General features: G+C 31.5%; 23 protein-coding genes. 13 read left to right on the forward strand and 10 right to left on the reverse strand.

Annotation, left to right across the window (positions count from 1 at the left end):
* Positions 1-81: 81 nt before the first annotated feature.
* Entirely contained in the window at positions 82-1230 is a 1149-nt protein-coding gene (locus ABXT66_RS09285; RefSeq protein WP_443643224.1) for a 2'-deoxycytidine 5'-triphosphate deaminase, read from the reverse strand.
* Between the two features lie 30 nt (positions 1231-1260).
* A complete protein-coding gene (locus ABXT66_RS09290; protein WP_443643225.1) occupies positions 1261-2070 on the reverse strand; it encodes an ABC transporter permease in 810 nt (269 codons plus the stop codon).
* A 93-nt stretch (positions 2071-2163) separates the two neighbouring features.
* Between ABXT66_RS09290 and ABXT66_RS09295 the strand changes: the two genes are divergently transcribed.
* From ABXT66_RS09295 to acs, 3 genes are read left to right on the forward strand one after another with little or no spacing between them, the layout of a single operon-like run.
* The gene (locus tag ABXT66_RS09295) at positions 2164-2556 is read left to right on the forward strand and encodes a regulatory protein RecX (RefSeq protein WP_443643226.1); all 393 of its coding nucleotides are present in this window, start codon (positions 2164-2166) and stop codon (positions 2554-2556) included.
* 2 nt (positions 2557-2558) lie between these two features.
* Positions 2559-2729 carry a hypothetical protein gene (locus tag ABXT66_RS09300; protein WP_443643227.1) on the forward strand — a complete coding sequence of 57 codons (171 nt, stop codon included), beginning with the start codon at positions 2559-2561 and terminating at the stop codon, positions 2727-2729.
* 24 nt (positions 2730-2753) lie between these two features.
* Positions 2754-4694, forward strand: a complete 1941-nt coding sequence (gene acs / locus ABXT66_RS09305) for an acetate--CoA ligase (protein WP_443643228.1) — start codon at positions 2754-2756, stop codon at positions 4692-4694.
* An 18-nt stretch (positions 4695-4712) separates the two neighbouring features.
* On the opposite strand, the gene ABXT66_RS09310 is transcribed toward acs, so the two are convergent.
* From ABXT66_RS09310 to ABXT66_RS09320, 3 genes are read right to left on the reverse strand one after another with little or no spacing between them, the layout of a single operon-like run.
* Complete coding sequence (locus ABXT66_RS09310; protein WP_443643229.1) at positions 4713-5453, reverse strand: CoA-transferase; 741 nt, start codon at positions 5451-5453, stop codon at positions 4713-4715.
* Positions 5454-5469: 16 nt separating this feature from the next.
* A complete protein-coding gene (locus ABXT66_RS09315) occupies positions 5470-6291 on the reverse strand; it encodes a CoA transferase subunit A (protein ID WP_443643230.1) in 822 nt (273 codons plus the stop codon).
* 30 nt (positions 6292-6321) lie between these two features.
* Entirely contained in the window at positions 6322-6819 is a 498-nt protein-coding gene (locus ABXT66_RS09320) for a tetratricopeptide repeat protein (RefSeq protein ID WP_443643231.1), read from the reverse strand.
* A 50-nt stretch (positions 6820-6869) separates the two neighbouring features.
* On the opposite strand from ABXT66_RS09320, the gene ABXT66_RS09325 reads away from it, so the two are divergent.
* The 5 genes from ABXT66_RS09325 to ABXT66_RS09345 all read left to right on the forward strand — a co-directional run bounded on the left by ABXT66_RS09325 (position 6870) and on the right by ABXT66_RS09345 (position 10882).
* Positions 6870-7328, forward strand: coding sequence for a hypothetical protein (locus ABXT66_RS09325; protein ID WP_443643232.1), 459 nt, complete (start codon positions 6870-6872; stop codon positions 7326-7328).
* Between the two features lie 10 nt (positions 7329-7338).
* A complete protein-coding gene (locus ABXT66_RS09330; RefSeq protein WP_443643233.1) occupies positions 7339-7713 on the forward strand; it encodes a rhodanese-like domain-containing protein in 375 nt (124 codons plus the stop codon).
* 7 nt (positions 7714-7720) lie between these two features.
* On the forward strand, positions 7721-8617 hold the full coding sequence (locus ABXT66_RS09335; RefSeq protein ID WP_443643234.1) for a DUF1932 domain-containing protein: 897 nt from the start codon (positions 7721-7723) through the stop codon (positions 8615-8617).
* A gap of 84 nt (positions 8618-8701) precedes the next feature.
* The gene (locus tag ABXT66_RS09340; protein WP_443643235.1) at positions 8702-9973 is read left to right on the forward strand and encodes an MFS transporter; all 1272 of its coding nucleotides are present in this window, start codon (positions 8702-8704) and stop codon (positions 9971-9973) included.
* A 27-nt stretch (positions 9974-10000) separates the two neighbouring features.
* On the forward strand, positions 10001-10882 hold the full coding sequence (locus ABXT66_RS09345; RefSeq protein ID WP_443643236.1) for a DMT family transporter: 882 nt from the start codon (positions 10001-10003) through the stop codon (positions 10880-10882).
* On the opposite strand, the gene ABXT66_RS09350 is transcribed toward ABXT66_RS09345, so the two are convergent.
* The gene (locus ABXT66_RS09350; protein ID WP_443643237.1) at positions 10875-12074 is read right to left on the reverse strand and encodes an MFS transporter; all 1200 of its coding nucleotides are present in this window, start codon (positions 12072-12074) and stop codon (positions 10875-10877) included. The two genes, ABXT66_RS09345 and ABXT66_RS09350, sit on opposite strands and share 8 nt — an antisense overlap.
* Positions 12074-12898 (reverse strand): alpha/beta fold hydrolase, encoded by an 825-nt coding sequence (locus ABXT66_RS09355; RefSeq protein ID WP_443643238.1) that lies wholly within the window; start codon positions 12896-12898, stop codon positions 12074-12076. Before ABXT66_RS09355 ends, ABXT66_RS09350 begins: the two co-directional genes overlap by 1 nt.
* Before the next feature lie 151 nt (positions 12899-13049).
* Between ABXT66_RS09355 and ABXT66_RS09360 the strand changes: the two genes are divergently transcribed.
* A complete protein-coding gene (locus ABXT66_RS09360) occupies positions 13050-14219 on the forward strand; it encodes a M20 aminoacylase family protein (RefSeq protein ID WP_443643239.1) in 1170 nt (389 codons plus the stop codon).
* 7 nt (positions 14220-14226) lie between these two features.
* On the opposite strand, the gene ABXT66_RS09365 is transcribed toward ABXT66_RS09360, so the two are convergent.
* Both ABXT66_RS09365 and ABXT66_RS09370 read right to left on the reverse strand, forming a co-directional pair.
* Positions 14227-14961 (reverse strand): ATP-binding cassette domain-containing protein, encoded by a 735-nt coding sequence (locus ABXT66_RS09365; RefSeq protein ID WP_443643240.1) that lies wholly within the window; start codon positions 14959-14961, stop codon positions 14227-14229.
* Positions 14954-15661, reverse strand: a complete 708-nt coding sequence (locus ABXT66_RS09370; protein WP_443643241.1) for an ABC transporter permease — start codon at positions 15659-15661, stop codon at positions 14954-14956. Before ABXT66_RS09370 ends, ABXT66_RS09365 begins: the two co-directional genes overlap by 8 nt.
* Before the next feature lie 85 nt (positions 15662-15746).
* Here ABXT66_RS09370 and ABXT66_RS09375 point away from each other — a divergent pair, with 85 nt between their 5' ends.
* The gene (locus tag ABXT66_RS09375) at positions 15747-16553 is read left to right on the forward strand and encodes a substrate-binding domain-containing protein (protein WP_443643242.1); all 807 of its coding nucleotides are present in this window, start codon (positions 15747-15749) and stop codon (positions 16551-16553) included.
* Here ABXT66_RS09375 and ABXT66_RS09380 read toward each other — a convergent pair.
* Positions 16550-17023: an Lrp/AsnC family transcriptional regulator gene (locus ABXT66_RS09380; RefSeq protein ID WP_443643243.1), complete on the reverse strand. Its 474-nt coding sequence runs from the start codon at positions 17021-17023 to the stop codon at positions 16550-16552. The genes ABXT66_RS09375 and ABXT66_RS09380 overlap by 4 nt on opposite strands.
* A 124-nt stretch (positions 17024-17147) precedes the next feature.
* Between ABXT66_RS09380 and ABXT66_RS09385 the strand changes: the two genes are divergently transcribed.
* Genes ABXT66_RS09385 through ABXT66_RS09395 form a run of 3 tightly spaced genes read left to right on the forward strand, consistent with a single transcriptional unit; the run spans position 17148 to position 19725 of the window.
* The gene (locus ABXT66_RS09385; RefSeq protein WP_443643244.1) at positions 17148-18137 is read left to right on the forward strand and encodes an aliphatic sulfonate ABC transporter substrate-binding protein; all 990 of its coding nucleotides are present in this window, start codon (positions 17148-17150) and stop codon (positions 18135-18137) included.
* A gap of 21 nt (positions 18138-18158) precedes the next feature.
* The gene (locus ABXT66_RS09390) at positions 18159-19004 is read left to right on the forward strand and encodes an ABC transporter permease (RefSeq protein ID WP_443643245.1); all 846 of its coding nucleotides are present in this window, start codon (positions 18159-18161) and stop codon (positions 19002-19004) included.
* Positions 18997-19725, forward strand: a complete 729-nt coding sequence (locus ABXT66_RS09395; protein ID WP_443643246.1) for an ABC transporter ATP-binding protein — start codon at positions 18997-18999, stop codon at positions 19723-19725. The genes ABXT66_RS09390 and ABXT66_RS09395 overlap by 8 nt, the downstream gene beginning before the upstream one ends.
* Positions 19726-19749 lie beyond the last annotated feature (24 nt).

Genomic DNA, 19749 nt, shown 5'->3' on the forward strand with positions numbered 1-19749 from the left:
CAAACTCATTCTTATTAATTATAAAAAACTAATATACCAAGAAGATTATAAAAAGAAAAAGAAATAAATTTGTAAATTGATTTATATAAAATGTTTTGCCAATTTTAAGCCTTGAGCCTGATAATTACTATTTCCCCCGGCTTCACCATATAAATGATTAGGTACGCTTGCCATTGGTTCATAAACCAATCTACAAACTGTTTGATCTTGCTCGATTAAGAACGGAACATCATGAGACCTAACTTCTAAAACAGCCCTAGTTTCAGAAGCTCCTAATTCGTTTAAACCAAAACCGGGATCAAAAAAACCTGCATAATGAGCTCTAAACTCTCCAACTTTAGTATCATATGCTCTCATTTCAGCTGCATAGTTAGAGGGTACAGATACATATTCCTTGCTTGCCAAAATATAAAAAGCATCTGGACTTAAAATTAGAGAACCTACATTTTTATCATTTTTAGAAGAGTAAGATTGTGAAATTAAGTCCTCTGTTGTTATTTTTTCCCAAAAGAGTTCTTTTTTGTAAAAGTTAGGTTTGTCAATATCAATAAGCATAGAATGTTTTCTAGCTTTGTAACCTATTAGACCGTTTTTACCTATCAAGTCTACTGAAAGAGGAACACCATTTTTAATTTTATCAGGTAGATTTTCGTCATCTTGACTTCTTACTAAACCTACATGTTCTTGTAAAATTTCCATTTCCTTATCACTAGTAATTGACACACCTCTCCTTAATCTAAGCTGATTCAGTCTAGATCCTGTTCTTACTAAAACTGAAAAGGTTCTAGGAGAAATTTCGGCGTAAAGAGGCCCTTGGTATCCAGAAGGAACATCCTCAAACTCTTGAGCGCCATCTACTATTAATCTTGTAAAAACGTCTAGTCTACCTGTCGAACTTTTAGGATTGGCAATTCCTGACAAATCATTTGGTAAAGATAATTCTTCTAAAAGTTTTACTATATAAACGCAACCACATTCAAGCACTGCTCCGTCCATAAGGCTAAACTCGTGCATAGCAAGTGTTTTTAATCTATTAGAGACTTTATTGCCTTTACCTGGAAGAAATGAAGCGGGAACCCTCCATGCTTTAATACCTAGCCTTAGATCAATAGAAGCAGGTTGTATAATTTCTTTATCAATTTCTTGCTCGCTATAAATAGTATTGTTATTAATTAAACTGAATATTTCTTGGCTTGATAAAACACCATTTTCTTTTTTTTCTTTGTTCATTTTAGATTTTCCACAAAAGTAATTAACACTCTAAGATCTAAGTCTGTAACCCGACTTTAAAATATACCATCCAAAAGATCCAAGAATTACATTACAAACAAATAATATCAAACTTCCTGTTATTGGAGATGCGTCACTTATTCCTAAAAAGCTAAATCTCAGACCATCAATGGCATAAAAAATTGGATTACAATAAGCTACAATTTTAAGTGATTCTGGAAGCCTTTCTATCGAATAAAAAGTACCTGACAAAAAAGCTAGGGGCTGAATAATAAAATTAGATATAATTGCTAATTGATCAAATTTTTGAGCCCAAATACCTGCCATCATACCTATAGTTGCTAGAGCAAAAGCTCCTTGAAACAAAAACAATAACATCCAGAAAAAATGATTTGGGAAATTTAAAATGCCTAGGGCCCAAAGCAAACAAAACGATGCAGTAAAGACACACAGACCCCTGGTAACTCCAGCTAAAGTATGTGCAATTAAAATTTCTATTGGTCCTAATGGTGACATTAAAAGGTCTACAATTGAGCCTTGAACTTTAGCCGTCATAAAAGCAGATGAAACGTTAGCAAATGAATTTTGTAAAACACTCATCATTATTAAACCGGGGACTAGAAATGTTATAAAAGGAATGCCAATAAAACCGGCATTCCTGTCAATAGCAATTGAAAAAACTACTACAAAAAGTAAAGTTGTTATCATAGGAGCGGTGATAGTTTGCAAAAATACGTTAGTGAATCTTTTAACTTCCTTTAAATAAAGAGTATATAAAGCAGTCCAATTTACAGCTCCAATATCTCTTCTAACGCCTAAATTTAAATTTTTATTAATCACATTTTTACTCAAAAAATTAAAATGTTCACATTGCTTTTATAATGAATATATACTTGTATATAATTAGGATGAATAAACTTCAATGAACAATTTATGAATACAGAAGAAAAAATAATTAAAAGACTGAGAAACTCAGCTATGTCCTATTTGGCTCGTTATGAAGTTTCAGAATTCCAATTCAAAAATACTATGAAAAGAAAATTATCTTACTTTGAAAACAACTTAAATGAATTAGAAAAAGATAAATTAATTAACCAAATTAAATCAGAAATGGTTTCATCCTGTTTCATAGATGATAATAGATACGCCGAAACAAAAATCCGTTCGATAAGAAGACAAGGTGGATCACAAAGGTTAATTTTTGCAAAATTAAATGAAAAAGGTATTTCAAAGGATGTTATTCAATCTGCCCTTAACATTGTAGATGAAGGTTATGAAAATCCAGAAATAATAGCTGCAGTTAATTTTATAAAGAAAAAAAAATAGGTGTGTTTTATAAAAATAAAAAAACAAATGATGAAATAGATAATCATAATTTAAAAGATAAATGGTATGGTGCTCTGGCTAGAAGAGGGTTTTCTCTAGAAATAGTAAAAAAAGTTCTTGATATTAAAGATATTAATAACGCTGATTTAATTTTAGAAGGTAATGTGAAATAACAGAAGTAATTAGGAGTTAAAATAATGAAAAATGACAATATTTTTAAACCAGCATCAAATATTGTTGATAATTGCCATGCAGATAAAGCAACTTATGATCAGATGTATAAAGAATCTATTACCTACCCTGATATATTTTGGAATAATCATGGAAAAAGAATTGATTGGATTAAACCATATACTAAAGTAAGTAACGTATCGTATAAAAAAGACGACGTTTATATAAAATGGTATGAGGATGGAACTCTTAACGCCAGCTTCAATTGCCTAGATAGACATCTAAAGACTAAAGGAGACGCAACCGCAATTATTTGGGAAGGAGATGATCCAACAGAGTCTAAACACATCTCATATAAAGAACTTCATAAAGAAGTTTGTAAATTTTCAAACGTTCTCAAAAAAGCAGGTGCCCAAAAAGGTGACCGAATAACAATTTATATGCCTATGATACCCGAGGCAACAATTGCTATGTTAGCTTGTACAAGAATAGGGGCCATTCATTCAGTAGTTTTTGGTGGTTTTTCTCCTGAAGCATTAGCCGGAAGAATTGAAGATTGTAATTCAACAATTATTATTACTGCTGATGAAGGTGTTAGAGGTGGGAAAGCTATTCCTCTAAAATCAAATACAGATGAGGCTATTTCAAAAGCAAAAATGTGTAAGACTTCAATTGTAGTCAAAAGAACAGGAGCAAATGTTAATTGGATTAAGGGACAAGATCTTTGGTACCATGAAGAAATGGAAATGGCATCAGATGAATGCCCACCAACTGAAATGAATGCTGAAGACCCTATGTTTATATTATATACTTCTGGTTCGACAGGAAAACCTAAGGGTGTACTCCATACTACTGGTGGCTACATGGTCTACGCATCCATGACACATCATTATGTTTTTGATTATCAAGAAAATGAGATTTATTGGTGTACTGCAGACGTTGGTTGGGTTACGGGTCATTCATATATTGTTTATGGACCATTATCTAATGGAGCTACTACTTTAATGTTTGAAGGAGTACCAAACTATCCTTCTGTAAGCAGATTTTGGGAAATTGTTGACAAACACAAAGTGAATATATTCTACACTGCTCCTACTGCTATTAGAGCATTAATGGCCGAAGGAAACGAACCTGTAAATAAAACAAGTAGAGATAGCTTACGAATTTTGGGCAGTGTTGGAGAACCCATAAATCCAGAAGCCTGGAATTGGTATAATAATGTCGTTGGGAACGGGAAATGTCCAATAGTTGATACTTGGTGGCAAACTGAAACTGGCGGTATATTAATAACACCATTACCAGGTGCAACACCTACAAAACCAGGATCTGCTACTAAACCATTCTTTGGAATCCAGCCAATTTTAGTAGATGCAGAAAATAATGAATTAGATGGACCTGCAGAAGGTAATTTATGCATTAAAATGTCATGGCCTGGTCAAATGAGAACGGTATATGGTGATCATCAAAGGTTTATAGACACTTACTTTTCTACTTTTCCAGGACGTTATTTTTCAGGAGATGGTTGTAGGATAGATGAAGATGGATATTTTTGGATTACCGGTAGAGTTGATGATGTAATCAATGTTTCTGGTCATAGAATGGGTACTGCTGAAGTTGAGTCTGCGCTAGTTTCTCATCCTAAAGTTGCCGAAGCAGCTGTTGTGGGATATCCTCATGACATTAAAGGCCAAGGTATTTATGCATATGTGACTGTGAATATAGATGTTAAGACATCAGACGAATTATTGAATGAATTAAAAAAATGGGTAAGAAAGGAAATAGGTCCTATTGCAACTCCAGATTTAATTCAATTTGCTCCTGGCCTTCCAAAAACAAGATCAGGGAAAATAATGAGACGAATTCTAAGGAAAATTGCTGCAAATGAATATAATGAACTTGGAGATGTTTCAACATTAGCTGATCCTCTTGTGGTAGAAAACTTAGTTGAAAACAGAAAAAATAAATAATTTATTGTTAATTCTAAGTTAAATACCCCAAATTCTATTTGTAAACTCCGGATAGAACTCTGATACCATAGGAGCAATTTTGTCCCTTAAAGTTTTTAATCTAGTTGTATCAGGATTTAACATGTCTGATATATTTTCACTAATATCAAATTTAAATCCTGTTAACTCTTTTATATCTTGAATTGTCTGGTTCTGGTTTAATTTTAGTAAAGAGAATTTTTTGAGATTTTTATTAAATTTAAATAAAGCTCTATTGGTTATGAGGTATTTAGGGCCTCCAGGTCTGTAAATGTTTTCGTCTGACGCACCTGGAGCAGAAATAAAGTCTACTTGATCAACTAAAGTACGTGGAGAATGTTCTTCTCTAAATAATATTATTTGAGGTACTACAAAATACATTAGTGCAGAGCCAAAAGAACCAGGAAATCTTTTTTCTATTTTGGGGTATGTTCCAGTACCTACTAAATTAATATTAGCTTGTCCGTCTATTTGAACTCCACCAAGGAAAAAAGTATCGATCCTCCCTTGTGCTGCGCAATCAAAAAGCTCTCTGGCTCCATCTGTAAAATTATTATATTTATTAGAATGCAAAATAGTCACTCTTAATCTTTTGTTATTTAATTTTGCTTCTTCTTTTGCCAAAAGAGCGGCTGCTCCAGGAATAGGTGATGCAGCACCTACTGCCACATGTTTATCATTTACTAATAAATCAGCTAATTGACTTATTAAAAGTTCTTCCCTTTTGATATCTGAATTCACTTATTTTCCCCTAATACTAAATAAATAAAGATTGATTCATATAATCATCAAAACCTTGTTTAGTTTTTGCTGCTAAAGAATATTTTTTTATTTCTTTATTATCAGCAGGATATACGCCAGGAAGAGCGCATGGCCAGGCACCATTTTTAACTATAGATATACCATTAATATAAAGTCCCGGCAGACAAGTCGCCGCAGATAATTCATCTTCAAAAAAATCAGTATCTAAAATTTTTTCTACAGTAACAAATACCTTCTTTGAGGCATGAGCTAAAGTAGCAAGTTCTCTTCTTCTACCAATTTGTATATTTCCATTTCTATCAGCACATGATGCATGAAAAACTAAAATATCTAATTGAACTGCTGGAAGTAATAAAATAGGTTCATTTAGAGCACCTGAGGATTTCATTGGATTCTCAATAATACACCAATCTTTTCGATGCTTTTGAATATCAGATCCAATAACACCTCTAAGTGGCATAAAAGGAACAGATTTTTCTGTAGCTTGAAGTTGAGCATGTAACGCTGGACAAGTTGAATCTTTAATTAAAATACTTCCATTTTCAACTGCTTCTGAAAATCTTGGTGCCAAACCAAATTCACCAAGTGTTACTGCTGCGGCTTCTATCTCTGAAACACAACCACTTCCAATCAACATATCTCCTTGAATAGTTGTCAAAGGAAGGCAATACAACTTTAAATCTTTTATACCTTTTTTTATTAATCTCTTTGTAAACTCTATTGGAACTCCAGAGTAATCGGCTGGTACTCCTAAAATACATCCATCTTTAACTTCATTTACAATTTCTTTGAGTGAGAGTTCATCAAATGATTTCATTAATTTTCTCCACATAAAAATTATTAAATTTTAATAACTACTTTTTTTTCCTGATTTATATTTTGAAATCGATTCTTTTAATATTTTTTCTTCTTCACAACCAAGGAAACATATACTTTCTAATTTTTTTAAATTTGCCTCTGCTTTCTTTATTTGTCCTAATGTAAGAAACATTTCACCCTGATATTCTAGAGCACCTTTATGCTTTGGTGAGATCTTTAATGCTTTTCTATAATTAGAAGCAGCTTTTTTCATATTACCCAATTTTCTATTTGAATAGCCTAAATAATTATAAATATCTGGATCATTTTTTGAGTTAATTTCTGCTTTTTTTAAACTCTTAATTGCAGCGTCAAAAGATTTTTTCTTTATCAATTTCATAGCATCATAATAATATGTAGATTTAGTTATGCTAGTTTTACTATCTGAACTGGAACCTGCTGCATAAGAAGGAGAATTTAATAAACAAGTTATTATAATTAAAAACAACTTAAATTTATATTGAAAACAATTTTTTTTATATTGCAATTTTCATCTCCATTTATGAATATAATATACTAATAAGCTAAAGGTAGCCCATGAAATATTTATTAATGTTAACATTATCTCTATTTATTTTTAATAACAATAAGACTTTGAGTGATGTTATGCCAAATGATATATTTTCAGCAATAGAAGTTATTGAATTGCAAATGACATCTCTTCAAACCAACTCTGAGATTAATAACGCAGGTATTTATCAATGCTGGCTTTTTGCACATCCAGAAAATAAGAAATATACTGGTCCTTTTTCAAATTTTACAAGAATGATTACAGACACATCATATAAAATTTTATTAAATTCCTTAAAATTCCAAACTAAATTACTTTCAAAAGATAAAAAAAATGTAAAATATTCAGTAATTGTGGACGCTTATGATAATAAACGTTACATATTAAATTGGAGTCTAGAAAAAGCTAAGGTTAATAAAAATTGCAAGAATTGTTGGATGACATCCGCGGTAACACAACCTCAGTTCATAGGACAACTAAATTAAAGAGGAAAACATGAAAACAGCCAAAGATTACCTTAAAGAAGCTAATGAAGTAGTTAAGAGAATTGATGTTAATGAAGCTATTGAAAAACATAAATCCAAGTCATCAGTTTTTATAGACGTTAGAGATAGTTCAGATATAAAAAAAACTGGTACTATTCTTGATGGATTAGAAATACCGAGAGGTCTGATTGAATTTGTAGCAGACGAAGCCACTCCACTTTATAACTCCGCACTAAAGAAAGATGCTGAAATTATATTAATTTGTGGGGTTGGTGGACAAGCAGCGTTAGCTGGGAAAACCCTTATAGAAATGGGATATCAAAATGTTCTCAATGTTGGGGGAATTCCAGAATGGAAAAAAAATGGTGGACCAATGAAGAAATAATTTTTAAATGGATAAAAATATTTCCAAAAAAACTGTAGGCATTTTAATGCCTGGAGATATGGGGCACGGTTGTGGCCAAGCATTTAAAGAAAACGGTTTCAATGTAGTTAGCTGTTTAAATCAAAGAAGTGAAAGAACAAAAAAACTTGCGTATACTGCTGGTATAAAAGACTTAAAAACAATTGACAATGTAATAAAATCATCTGATTTAATTTTATCTATTCTTCCTCCAGAGTCAGCTCTTAAGCAGGCTGAAGCTATTAATTCAAAAATTTTAAAGCTTAAAAAACAAATCACTTATGTAGATTGTAATGCAATATCACCAAAGACAGCAAAAAAAATAAGTGATACTATTTCATCAAAATTTTGTAATTTTATTGATGCTGGTATTATCGGTCTAAATCCTATTGTTGAAAAAGGACAAACAAGGTTATATGTATCCGGCCCTAATACAGATCCAGTTAAAGTTCTCAATGGTAACGGCTTTATAATAAAAGATTTAGGGAGAGATATAGGAAAAGCATCTGCTATGAAAATGATATACGCAAGTGCTACTAAAGGAACCTTTGCTCTTCATGCAGCTGTTTTAACAACTGCGCATAAATTAGGACTATCTCCTGAGTATTTTGAAGAATTAAAATTTAGTAAACCAGAAATGTTGTCGGCTATGGAAAGAATGGTTCCAAGAATACCTCTTGATGCGGGAAGGTGGGAAGGTGAGATGCATGAAATTGCAGATACATTTTCAGATGCTGGTATTACACCAAAATTTCACCAAGCTTCAGCTGATATGATGAAGTTAGCAAATAAAACTCCTATTGCCAAAGAAACAAGAGAGACTGTTGATCAAAATAGATCACTAATTGAAGCTCTAGATATGTATGTTGAAGCATTAAAAAAATAGATATTCATATTTATATACTTTATTTTAATTAACATATACACTTTATAACAAAGCCTTCTTATTAATTTCATAGATGTATATTTCATGAGAAAAAATATTTTAAATTACGTCAATACAAAGTTTTTTTATGGTTGGATAATTGTAGGAATTGCCAACATTGGTATTTTTTCAAGTGGACCTGGACAATCTCATACCTTCAGCGTTTTTGTTGAACCAATTAGTCAAGACCTACAACTATCGAGTGCTTCAATTGCTTCAGCTTATGGATTAGCAACATTAATTGCCGCATTTCTACTTCCCTATATGGGAAAACTCATTGATAGATATGGCGCTAGATTTTCCCTTATAATAATAAGTATAATTCTTGGTATTTCATGCATATTTTTTGGAGCTGCGTCAAATTTTTTAATGCTTACTGTCGGGTTTGGTTTTTTAAGATTTTTTGGACAAGGTTCTCTGATGCTAGGTTGTGCAAATCTTGTTTCGCAATGGTTTGATAGCAAACGAGGTTTTGCGATGAGCCTTATGGCATTGGGCTTTGGAATGTCAATGGCAGTTCATCCTCCATTATCTCAATTGTTAATAGATGAGTATGGCTGGAAATACGCCTGGATAATTTTAGGCGTCTCTACATGGATAATAATGGTTCCAGCTTTATTTATCTTAGCCTGGAACAATCCTGAAAACATAGGTCTTAAACCAGATGGAGAAAAAAAAACTAAACTTACAAAAGACGAAGTTCAAGTTATTGAAGGTTTAAATCTAAAAGAGGCCTTGAAAGAAAATTCATTTTATATTTTAGCCGCAATGTGGTTTGGAATGGCCATGCTTGTAACTACTCTACATTTTTACCAAGTCACTATATTAACCAATCAAGGGATTAGCAATGAATATGCTGCCAGCTTGTTTACTATTTCTGCTGTTGCAATGGTTGTGTTTATGCCTCTCGTTGGGAAGTTTTTTGATAACTTTCCAACTAAATATGTTCTAGCTACTGGGCTTTTAATAAATTCCATTTCTCTCATATCAATAACATATTCAAATAATGACGCTTATTCGTTATTTTATGCTATTTCTTTCGGTATCAATAACGCCTTTAGTATGACAATGTTTGGATATATATGGCCAAGATATTTTGGAAGGAAACACCTGGGAAGCATTCAAGGGACAGGACAAATGATTGGTGTTATTGGAGCATCGCTAGGACCTTTACCAGTCGGGTTTGCAATTGATTACTTAGGAAGTTCGTTAGTTACAATTAGATGTTTATCTGTTTATCCAATAATAATGGCTATTATAATTATAATGTTTTTAAAATCTCCTTCATCACTATCTATAAATTCTAAGCTTGAATAATTTATTTTATTAAATTGGAGAATCTATTTGATATTTTTTTTTAAAAAACAGTCAAATAACTTTAAAGCCATAACAGCAATGCTACTTGCTGTTTTTTGTGTAACTATTATGAGCGTTCAAGCAAAGTTAATAGGGATAGAGTTTAATGCTGTTCAAATAACTTTTGCAAGAGCTATAGTTGTATTAATTTTATTAATGCCTTTAATCTATAAGTTAGGAGGTCTTGATTTTCTTAAAACTAAAAAACCATTTTTACATTTTTTTAGAGGTCTAGCTGGTCTTATTGGTAATGTAATGTTTTTTTTAGCATATCAAAGATTGCCAGTAGCCGACGTTACAGTCATATCTCAAGCTGTTCCAATTTTTTCATGTATCCTCGCCATAATTTTTCTTGGGGAAACTATTGGTTGGAGACGATGGACAGCAATCACAATTGGTTTTCTTGGCGTAATAATAGCGATCAACCCATCAGTTAATATTGCTGTTGCATCTTTGTATGCTCTTGGTGGTACGTTGATGTGGTCTTCTACAATAATTTTTTTAAGACTATTAGGTTCAACTGAGCATCCAGTAAAAACAGTATTCTACTTTATGCTTGTTAGTGTATTGATAACATCAATATTTCAACCTTTTTTATGGAAAGAACCCTCATTCGAAGTAATATTATTAATTATAGGCATTGGTGTAGCTGCTTTTTTAACACAATTATTAATGACCTATGCTCTTCAAAAAGCGCCTGCATCTATAGTTAGCCCATTTAATTATACAGGTATTATTTGGGCTATAATATTTGATTATATAATTTGGAACGCTCATCCAATGTTCGCTACAATATTTGGTGGTATAATAATTACTATTTCAGGAATTTATATTTTCAAAAGAGAAGCTAAAATTAAATCAATTAAATAAAACTATTTTTAAAACGAAAATATACGAATGACTTAAATATGACTAACCCTAAAACTGGCAAAACAATTAAACCAAATTTCATTGGTATAAACTCACCAACCCCTCCCAAAATCATTCCGCCAACTGTCAAAGATCCAAAAGAAATACTTGACCACCATGTCAAAACTCTAGCCCTATGAATATCGTCAACCTCTAACTGAATAATAGTTTGAGTCCCAATTCCAACCGTTGTTGTACTAAACCCAATAAAAATAAATAATAGAGACATAAAGTATAAATTATTGGTTAGACCTATTATAGAACTAATTATTAAACCTGATAAAAGCATTGGCACTAATAAGTTAATATGATTACCAACAGTTTTTTTGCTAAGGCCAATCCATACAGAAGCTAGTAATGCACCTAATCCAGCAGAAGCTGTAATTAAAGACAGACCTGAGCTATTTGCATTTAATATCTCACCTGCAATAGTTGGTTGTATCTCAAGCATTCCTCTTACAAAAAAAGCATTGATTAAAACTATAAACAATCCTTTGAAAATGATTGGAGTATCTAAGGCAACCCTTCCGCCCTCAATAAGACTATCTATATATTTTGTAGCAACGGTCAGATCTATTTTTCGAGATCTTAAGGGCATATAAATTAAAACAGGTATTAATGGTATATAAGACAACATAGCTACTAAAAATGTTACCTGTAAATCGTAAAAAGCAATAAAAAATCCTGCGAATGCAGGCCCTATCACTCTTGAAGCATTAAAAGATGCAGAATTTAGACCAATTGCACTTGCTAATAATGCACGAGGTACAACAATAGAGACAAAGACTAATCTTACAGGATGATAACAAGCGCTTAAAAGACCTTGAAGAATAGATAAGAAAGCTAAAGTAAATAATGTGTGAGCGTTAATTAATTGAAGGTACCAAATTAAAACTCCTATTAAAAACATTAATATTTTTAATACCAAACTAGCTTTTCTCATATTCCACTTCTCAGCTAAAACTGCAAAAAATGGACCTAGAATTCCTGCGGGAGCCATTAAAGCTAACGTAACAAAACTAGTCCAGAATGTTGATTCTGTTATATGCCAAGTAAGCCAACCAACTCCAATTTTTTGAATCCATATTCCTAATAAAGCTAAAGAATTACTAACAAAATAAGATAAGAAAGCCTTATTAGAAAAAGCAGTCATTATAATAAAAACTTTACTAATACATTGTTATAAGAAATAGCATCTTCACAATAAGGCGCATGACCAACATTTGATAATTCTATTATACTAGCATGTGGTATATCTTTTATCAGTAGTTCTGATTTTTGCTTAGATACCACCACATCTTCAGAAGCTAAAATAATTAAACATTGATTTTTGATAGAGGGCAAATACTTTGTTGTATCAAGATATTGCATGGCCATACCACCTGATTTAATAGATTCTTGTGAAATTTCTCCACTTATAACAGATAGAAATTCAAATATTTCATCTTCTGAACGTTTAGGTAACATTTCTCTAATACGTTGCCTCCCATACTCATCATCTGACATGTTTTTTCTATCTTTAATTCTTCTTTGATAAGGCTCTATTAGTGGAGTATTTTTTGGCAAGTTATAACCTTTGAACGTACAAGAAAGTACTAATTTACTTATATAATTAGAATATTTTGATCCTAAGATTTGTGCCAACATTCCTCCCATTGAATGGCCTATAACATGAAATTTAGAAATATTTAATGATTTTAGTAACCTAACTACAACATCCGCAATAACATCCATATCTATGGAGGAAGGATCAGATTTTCCAAATCCAGGAGCATCAATAGAGATAACTGAACTCTTATTCTTAAAAAAATTAAATTGGTAAGCCCAACTTTTACTATTACCATTAAATCCATGTAAAAATAAGATTGTATCTTTGTTGATTTCTTTTCTATACCTGTAGGAAATAATCAAGTCTAAATCTAAATCTTTATAAAATTGTAGCTTAGGTAAATCCTTTAATTTTTTTTTAAAACCCATAATTTAATTATGCCTTATAATAGTTAGATATAAATTTGATTTTTATAATCTAGAAAAAGTTATTAATTGACCTTTTTTTCAAGTAAAGGTTAAAATGTTTAAAAATTCATAAACTTTAATTTAATTGATTAAGCACAATCTTATACACAAAATGACTATTAGAAAACACATTAAAGACTTTATTCCAGAGATGAATGAATGGCGACATTACATTCACGAGAACCCAGAGATAGCATACGAAGAACATAATACTTCTGATTTTATAGCTGCTAAATTAACTGAATTTAATATAGAAGTTCATCGTGGTCTAGGTGGAACTGGAATAGTAGGTGTTATTCATGGAAAAGATAATGGTGCAAGCAAAAAATCCTTAGGTATTAGAGCGGACATTGATGCCCTACCTATGACAGAAAAAACTAATCTATCTTATTCGTCAAAAAATGATGGTAAAATGCATGCCTGTGGTCATGATGGACATACTACAATGCTTTTGGGAGCAGCAAAATATCTTTCAAAAACTAAAAACTTTTTAGGAACTGTCTATTGTATATTCCAGCCTGCAGAAGAGGGTGGGAACGCTGGAGCTAAATCAATGATCAAGGATGGGCTCTTCTCAAAATTTAATATTGACAGTGTCTGGGGTATTCATAATTGGCCTGGTGTTCCAGTTGGGCAAGCGGTTATTCATGAAGGTTTTGCCATGGCTGGTGGTGACATAATTGTTATTACAATCGAAGGAAAAGGAGGACATGCAGCTCAACCTCAATTTTCCAATGACCCCATAGTTTCCGCAGGATTAACTATTACCGCCCTTCAAAGTTGTATTTCAAGACAATTAAACCCATTTGATCAATCAGTTCTTTCATTGACAAAAATTGAAGGTGGATCTGCATTTAATGTTATACCCGATAAGGTGACTATTGGTGGAACATTAAGATCAACTAATACAGACACTAGAAATGACATGCTTGAGAAAATCAAACACGCAGCCCAAGGGGCATGCGCTATTAATAATTGCTCAGTAAACATTGAAGTAAGACCAGGGTACCCTTCAACAATCAATGATAAGAAAAGTGCTAAATTTGCATCAATAGTTTTTGAAAACTCTTTTGGGATTAATTCAATTAACAAAGAAGAAAAACCAACAATGACCTCTGAAGACTTTTCATATATGTTGCATGAAAAACCAGGAGCATATATTTGGCTAGGAGCAGGCGAAAAGTCAGAAAAACTTCACAGTGCACATTATGATTTCAATGATGAACTTCTTCCTATAGGCGCTGAATATTGGGCTAGTTTAGCTGAAAAAACACTGGAATAAAAATATCTTAAATTAGTATTTCTCCATTGATATACTTCTGCGCTTCTAAAGTTTTAGGGCTTTTGAAAAATGTTTTTGAAATTGTTTGTTCTAATACCTTACCCTTATTTAGGAAAATGACGTCTGTAGCAAGTCGTTTAGCTTGAGACATATCATGTGTAGTAAATATAATAGTTTTTCCAATTGAATTTTCTTCTAAAACTAAATCTTCAATTAATTTTAGGGAGTAAGGGTCTAAATTAGCTGTTGGTTCATCAAGTAAAAGTAAATTTGGATTGATTATCAAAGCTCTAGCCATGGACAACCTCTGTTTTTCTCCACCAGAAAGCAATCTAGCAGGTTTTTTCTCATAACCCTCTAATCCAACTTTACTTAAGATTTTTTTAAGCAATCGATTACTTTCTTTATTACGTAAATTTGAAATAAATTGCAAATTAGCTATAACAGTTCTTCTTAACAAAACTGGATTTTGGAAAACCATAGCTTGTTGCTTTCTAATTTCTTGGCTAATTTCCATTAAATTAAAATTTAATCTTCCACTTTGAATAGAAAATAATCCATTTATAGTTTGCAAAAAAATACTTTTACCAGCACCATTTGGTCCTAACACTGCAGTTATTGAATTACTTTTAATTTTGCAGTTTATTTTATCTAAAATTATTTTTTGACCCAAAATAACTGATAAATCTTTAAATTGTATTGGAGTCAAATCATGTGCGCCTACAAAGGTTTTTTTAGACATACATTCTCCGCTTAGCTCTAATTTTTAAACTTATTAAAATAAAATTTGTAATTAAGGCAATAGAAAGAAGTATAATTCCTAAGGCTAAGGCAAGTGACAAGTTACCCTTAGAAGTTTCTAAAGCTATTGTTGTAGTCATCACCCTTGTTAAATGATCAATATTTCCACCTACTATAATAACCGCACCAACCTCGGATATAGCTCTACCAAATCCTGCTAACATAACTGTTAATATTAGATATCTAGCATCAAAGAGATAAGCAATAATAGCCTTGTGATAAGGCACAACAAGAGAATAAAAAAGCGATTTATATTCTTGATGAATATCTTCTATAGTCTGAGCAGTTAATGAAACTATAATCGGTATAATAAGTATCATCTGCGCTATTATCATTGCTGTAGGCGTATATAAAATACCTAACCAACCAAAAGGCCCTGATCTTGAAATTAATAAATACACAATTAATCCAACAACTACAGGTGGAAGTCCCATCATAGTATTAAAAAAAATCAAAACAATATCTCTTCCCCAAAAATTTTTAATAGCTAAGAACGTTCCTAAGGGCAGGCCCAATAAGCAAGAAAAGAATAATGAAAAAAAACTAACCTTGAGTGAGAGTAATAATATTTCAAATAAATCGGTATTTAAAGTAAACACTAACTCAAATGATTGTTTGAAAGCTTCTAATAAAATATTCATATAAATCTTGATTAATTATGTTTTAATATGCAATATTATGTTTAATTTACATAAATTACAATTATTTAATGAATCTGGAAAGTTTATGTTCAAACTATTTATTTTAAGTTTATATTTTTTAATTTTTCCTAAAATGGCTTTTGCCAATAATTCAATCATAGTTCAATCGACTACATCAACTTATAATTCTGGTTTTTATGAGTATATTCTTCCATTAATTAAAACAGACACAAATATAGTTGTCCATTTAGTTTCAGTTGGAACCGGAGCCGCTTTAAAAAATGCGGCTAATTGTGATGGTGATGTTATTATTGTTCATGCAAAAAATAGAGAATTAGAATTTGTAAAAAATGGCTTTGGCGTTAATCGTCAAGATTTAATGTATAATGATTTTGTTATAGTTGGCCCCAAAAGCAACCCTGCAAAGGTGAAAATAACCGACGACCCAATTAAAGTGTTCACAAAAATATATAATACATCTTCTATTTTTATATCCAGAGGAGATGATTCAGGAACGCATTTAAAAGAAATGCAAATTTGGAAAACATCAAAATTAGACCCTACTAAATTTTCAGGTGATTGGTATAAAGAAACTGGCTCGGGTATGGGAACAACCTTGAATTTAACTAACGGTATGGAAGCCTATACACTTACTGACAGAGCTTCGTGGATAAATTTTAAAAATAAAAACAATTTAAAAATTGTAGCAGAGAAAAACCAAATTTTATTCAATCAATACGGAATTACAATGGTAAACCCCTTGAAATGCCCTAATGTTAAGGTAAAAAACGCTAAAATATTTATGAGTTGGCTTTTGTCAGAAACAGGAAAGAGTTCTATAAGTAATTTTAAAATTAAAAACCAACAATTATTCTTCCCAAATCGAAACTAAGTACTTACACACTGTTTTAATGGTAAAATATGAGAGTTCTTCATTTCTTGTAGAGAAATACTTGAAGACATTTTTGTAAACTCTAACTCACCTATTAGCTTTTGTTGAAAATTGTCATATTCTTCAATACTAGGTGCGACAATTTTTAATAAATAATCAGAATCTGATCCAGTTAGCCTATGGGTCTCAATAATTTCTTCATGTTTTTCAATAATATTTTGGAAATCAGAAATCCAATCTTTTGAATGATGACTGACCCTAATTGATAAAAAAACAACTATGGATAAATTTATAGCCTTTCTATTTAGAACAATAGTTCTAGCCGAAATAACACCCATTTCTTCCATTTTTTTTATTCTATTCCAACATGGAGTTGGCGAAACTCCTACCCTTTTTGAAATTTCAGACAAAGGCAAACTAGCATTCCTTTGAATAACAGCTAAAATTTTTTGATCCGTATTATCAATCATAAACACTCCAATTCAGAAAATTATTCTTATAATTACCTTAATATAAAAAAAATTAGTAAAGATCAATGTTATTTGTTGTTATTTTAGAATTTTTATCTATTTAGTCATTTAAAGGAGAAATTTAATGACAATAGAAAAAAATAATAATGTACTAACTTCAATATTCTCAAAAGTTTTTATTTCAATAATAATATTCACATTTTCTTCAGTATCCCATGCAGACAAACCTAAACTTATAACTATAGATTACGCTTATTATAATCCTGTAAGTTTGCTTATGAAAGACAGAGGCTCTCTAGAGAAGGAATTTAAAAAAGATAATATTAAAATAAGATGGGTATTGTCTTTAGGATCTAATAAAGCTCTTGAATATCTAAATGGAGGCAGTGTGGATTTTGCCTCAACTGCTGGAGCTGCATCTGTAATTGGTCGAGCCAATGGCATTCCTATAAAAGCCATTTACGTATATTCAAAACCAGAATGGACAGCACTAGTTACAAATAAAGGTAGCGGCATCAGTAACATTAAAGATCTTATTGGAAAAAGAGTTGCAGTAACTAGAGGAACTGACCCTCATATATTTTTATTGCAAGCACTTGATAGTGTTGGTTTGACTGAAAAAGATATAAAACCAGTTCTTTTACAACACCCTGATGGATATAGAGCATTAATCAGCGGACAAGTTGACGCTTGGGCAGGTCTTGACCCTCATATGGCAAAAGGAGAAATTGAAACACAAACACCTCTTTTTTATAGAAATGCAGATCTAAATACATATGGCATTTTAAATGTTAGAGAAGAATTTGCATCTAAATACCCGTTAATTGTCAAAAAAGTTTTAAAAATATACGAAAGTAATCGTAAGCATGCTCTAAAGAGTACTGATGAGTTAAAACAGTCGTTAATTAAAGCAGTAAAGTTGTCAGACGCAGTTGCACAAAAACAACTTAATGAAAGAACTGATATTACTAACCCCCATATTGGAATTAAACAGGTTAATACATTTTTAGCTGCTGGCAGAGTTTTACAAAAGATTGGAATAATTAAGCCATCAATATCTATTGACAATATTGTAAATGATTTAGTCGACACACGTTATATATCAAAAAATTGATTTCAATTAATAGAAATGTACATGTTTACCAAAAATAAAAAATTAGATAACTTTTCAAAAATTTTATCTAGTCTAACTCTTTATAAATTATCACAACCTATTATTGGGATTATACTTCCAATAATTATCATATTGATTTGGCATTTTTTAGCTTTAACCGAAACTATTAGAAGTAACCTTCTGCCATCTCCTCAAGAAGTGATTAATGAAATATTAATTCTTAGTCGAGATGGTACTTTATTTTCTCATATATTAATTACCTTAAGTAGAGTTTTTTATGGATTTATTTTTGGGGGAATTGCGGCAACTCTTTTAGGAGTTTTAACTGGTGTTTCTCCTTTAATAAGGCGTTTCCTTGACCCAACTATACAAGCCTTAAAAGCAGTACCTTCACTGGCCTGGGTGCCATTATTTATTTTATGGTTTGGTATTTTTGAAGATAGTAAGATTGCACTAATATCAGTCGGTGTCTTTTTTCCCATTTATTTAAATTTAATGATGGGGATAAGACAAATTGACAAAAAAATGGTCGAAGTAGCTCACGTTTATAATCTAAACTCATTTCAAACTATTCGATGGATTTTATTACCTGGAATTATTCCTGAATGGGTGACAGGATTACGAAGTGGACTTGCTTTAGGCTGGATGTTTGTTATAGCGGCTGAATTAATGGGAGCAAGTGAAGGGCTTGGTTATCTAATGATAGATGGTCAAATGACTGGACGACCAGCATTAATTATTGGAGCATTAATATTATTTGCAATGATCGGGAAGCTGACTGATGAGCTAATATATGTTTCAGCAAAACCGTTTCTTAAGTGGAAAGTTTCTTTAGATACTATGCAAGAAGAAGAAACTAATGCTTAATATTAAAAATGTTTCTAAAATATTCAACAATAATCAAAAAACTTTGAAGGCACTGCAAAATACAAATTTAGTTATTAATAAGCAAGAAATAGTGTCATTGGTAGGTCAAAGCGGGTGTGGAAAATCGACATTACTACGCATTATTGCTGGATTAGAAAAAACCTCATCAGGTCAAATTAAACTTAATAATAAAATTATAACCAAGCCAAGCTCTAGCATAAGTATGGTCTTTCAAGAACCGCGCTTAATGCAATGGCTTAATGTTTTTGATAACATTAAACTGTCTATACTAAATGATAATGTGAAAACGCAGAGATTTAAAATAAATGATACACTTAAAAGAGTTGGTTTAGAGAATATGGGCAGTCTATGGCCAAGAGAACTTTCAGGCGGCATGGCACAAAGGGTTGCTATAGCAAGAGCTCTTGTTCAAGAGCCTAAAGTACTTTTACTTGATGAACCTTTTAGCGCTCTTGATAGCTTCACTAAGGCCAATCTTCATGAACATGTAAAACATTTATGGTCTTCATTAAAAATTACAATTATTATGGTTACACACGATATTAGTGAAGCCACAACAATGTCAGATCGTATTTTAATACTTAAAAAACCAGATCAGAATAAAATTAAAAACCAGGAAATTGTTAAAATTGATCAGCCAAGAACTTCATTTAGTAAAGACAAATATAATGAGGCAATTAAAAATAGCATATTTAATTAAAATCATACTGAATCTTACTGAGAT

Source organism: Candidatus Levibacter sp. Uisw_134_01 (assembly GCF_047717795.1).
GTDB lineage: Bacteria > Pseudomonadota > Alphaproteobacteria > Puniceispirillales > Marisalimonadaceae > Marisalimonas.

Bases quoted from the DNA above. Each gene is read 5' to 3' on its own strand.
- ABXT66_RS09360 (WP_443643239.1), top strand. From the start codon at position 13,050: ATGACTATTAGAAAACACATTAAAGACTTTATTCCAGAGATGAATGAA.
- ABXT66_RS09340 (WP_443643235.1), top strand. From the start codon at position 8,702: ATGAGAAAAAATATTTTAAATTACGTCAATACAAAGTTTTTTTATGGT.
- ABXT66_RS09385 (WP_443643244.1), top strand. From the start codon at position 17,148: ATGACAATAGAAAAAAATAATAATGTACTAACTTCAATATTCTCAAAA.
- ABXT66_RS09375 (WP_443643242.1), top strand. From the start codon at position 15,747: ATGTTCAAACTATTTATTTTAAGTTTATATTTTTTAATTTTTCCTAAA.
- ABXT66_RS09330 (WP_443643233.1), top strand. From the start codon at position 7,339: ATGAAAACAGCCAAAGATTACCTTAAAGAAGCTAATGAAGTAGTTAAG.
- ABXT66_RS09295 (WP_443643226.1), top strand. From the start codon at position 2,164: ATGAATACAGAAGAAAAAATAATTAAAAGACTGAGAAACTCAGCTATG.
- ABXT66_RS09365 (WP_443643240.1), bottom strand. From the start codon at position 14,961: ATGTCTAAAAAAACCTTTGTAGGCGCACATGATTTGACTCCAATACAA.
- ABXT66_RS09325 (WP_443643232.1), top strand. From the start codon at position 6,870: ATGAAATATTTATTAATGTTAACATTATCTCTATTTATTTTTAATAAC.
- ABXT66_RS09370 (WP_443643241.1), bottom strand. From the start codon at position 15,661: ATGAATATTTTATTAGAAGCTTTCAAACAATCATTTGAGTTAGTGTTT.
- ABXT66_RS09390 (WP_443643245.1), top strand. From the start codon at position 18,159: ATGTTTACCAAAAATAAAAAATTAGATAACTTTTCAAAAATTTTATCT.
- ABXT66_RS09335 (WP_443643234.1), top strand. From the start codon at position 7,721: ATGGATAAAAATATTTCCAAAAAAACTGTAGGCATTTTAATGCCTGGA.
- acs (WP_443643228.1), top strand. From the start codon at position 2,754: ATGAAAAATGACAATATTTTTAAACCAGCATCAAATATTGTTGATAAT.
- ABXT66_RS09355 (WP_443643238.1), bottom strand. From the start codon at position 12,898: ATGGGTTTTAAAAAAAAATTAAAGGATTTACCTAAGCTACAATTTTAT.
- ABXT66_RS09285 (WP_443643224.1), bottom strand. From the start codon at position 1,230: ATGAACAAAGAAAAAAAAGAAAATGGTGTTTTATCAAGCCAAGAAATA.
- ABXT66_RS09380 (WP_443643243.1), bottom strand. From the start codon at position 17,023: ATGATTGATAATACGGATCAAAAAATTTTAGCTGTTATTCAAAGGAAT.
- ABXT66_RS09395 (WP_443643246.1), top strand. From the start codon at position 18,997: ATGCTTAATATTAAAAATGTTTCTAAAATATTCAACAATAATCAAAAA.
- ABXT66_RS09315 (WP_443643230.1), bottom strand. From the start codon at position 6,291: ATGAAATCATTTGATGAACTCTCACTCAAAGAAATTGTAAATGAAGTT.
- ABXT66_RS09350 (WP_443643237.1), bottom strand. From the start codon at position 12,074: ATGACTGCTTTTTCTAATAAGGCTTTCTTATCTTATTTTGTTAGTAAT.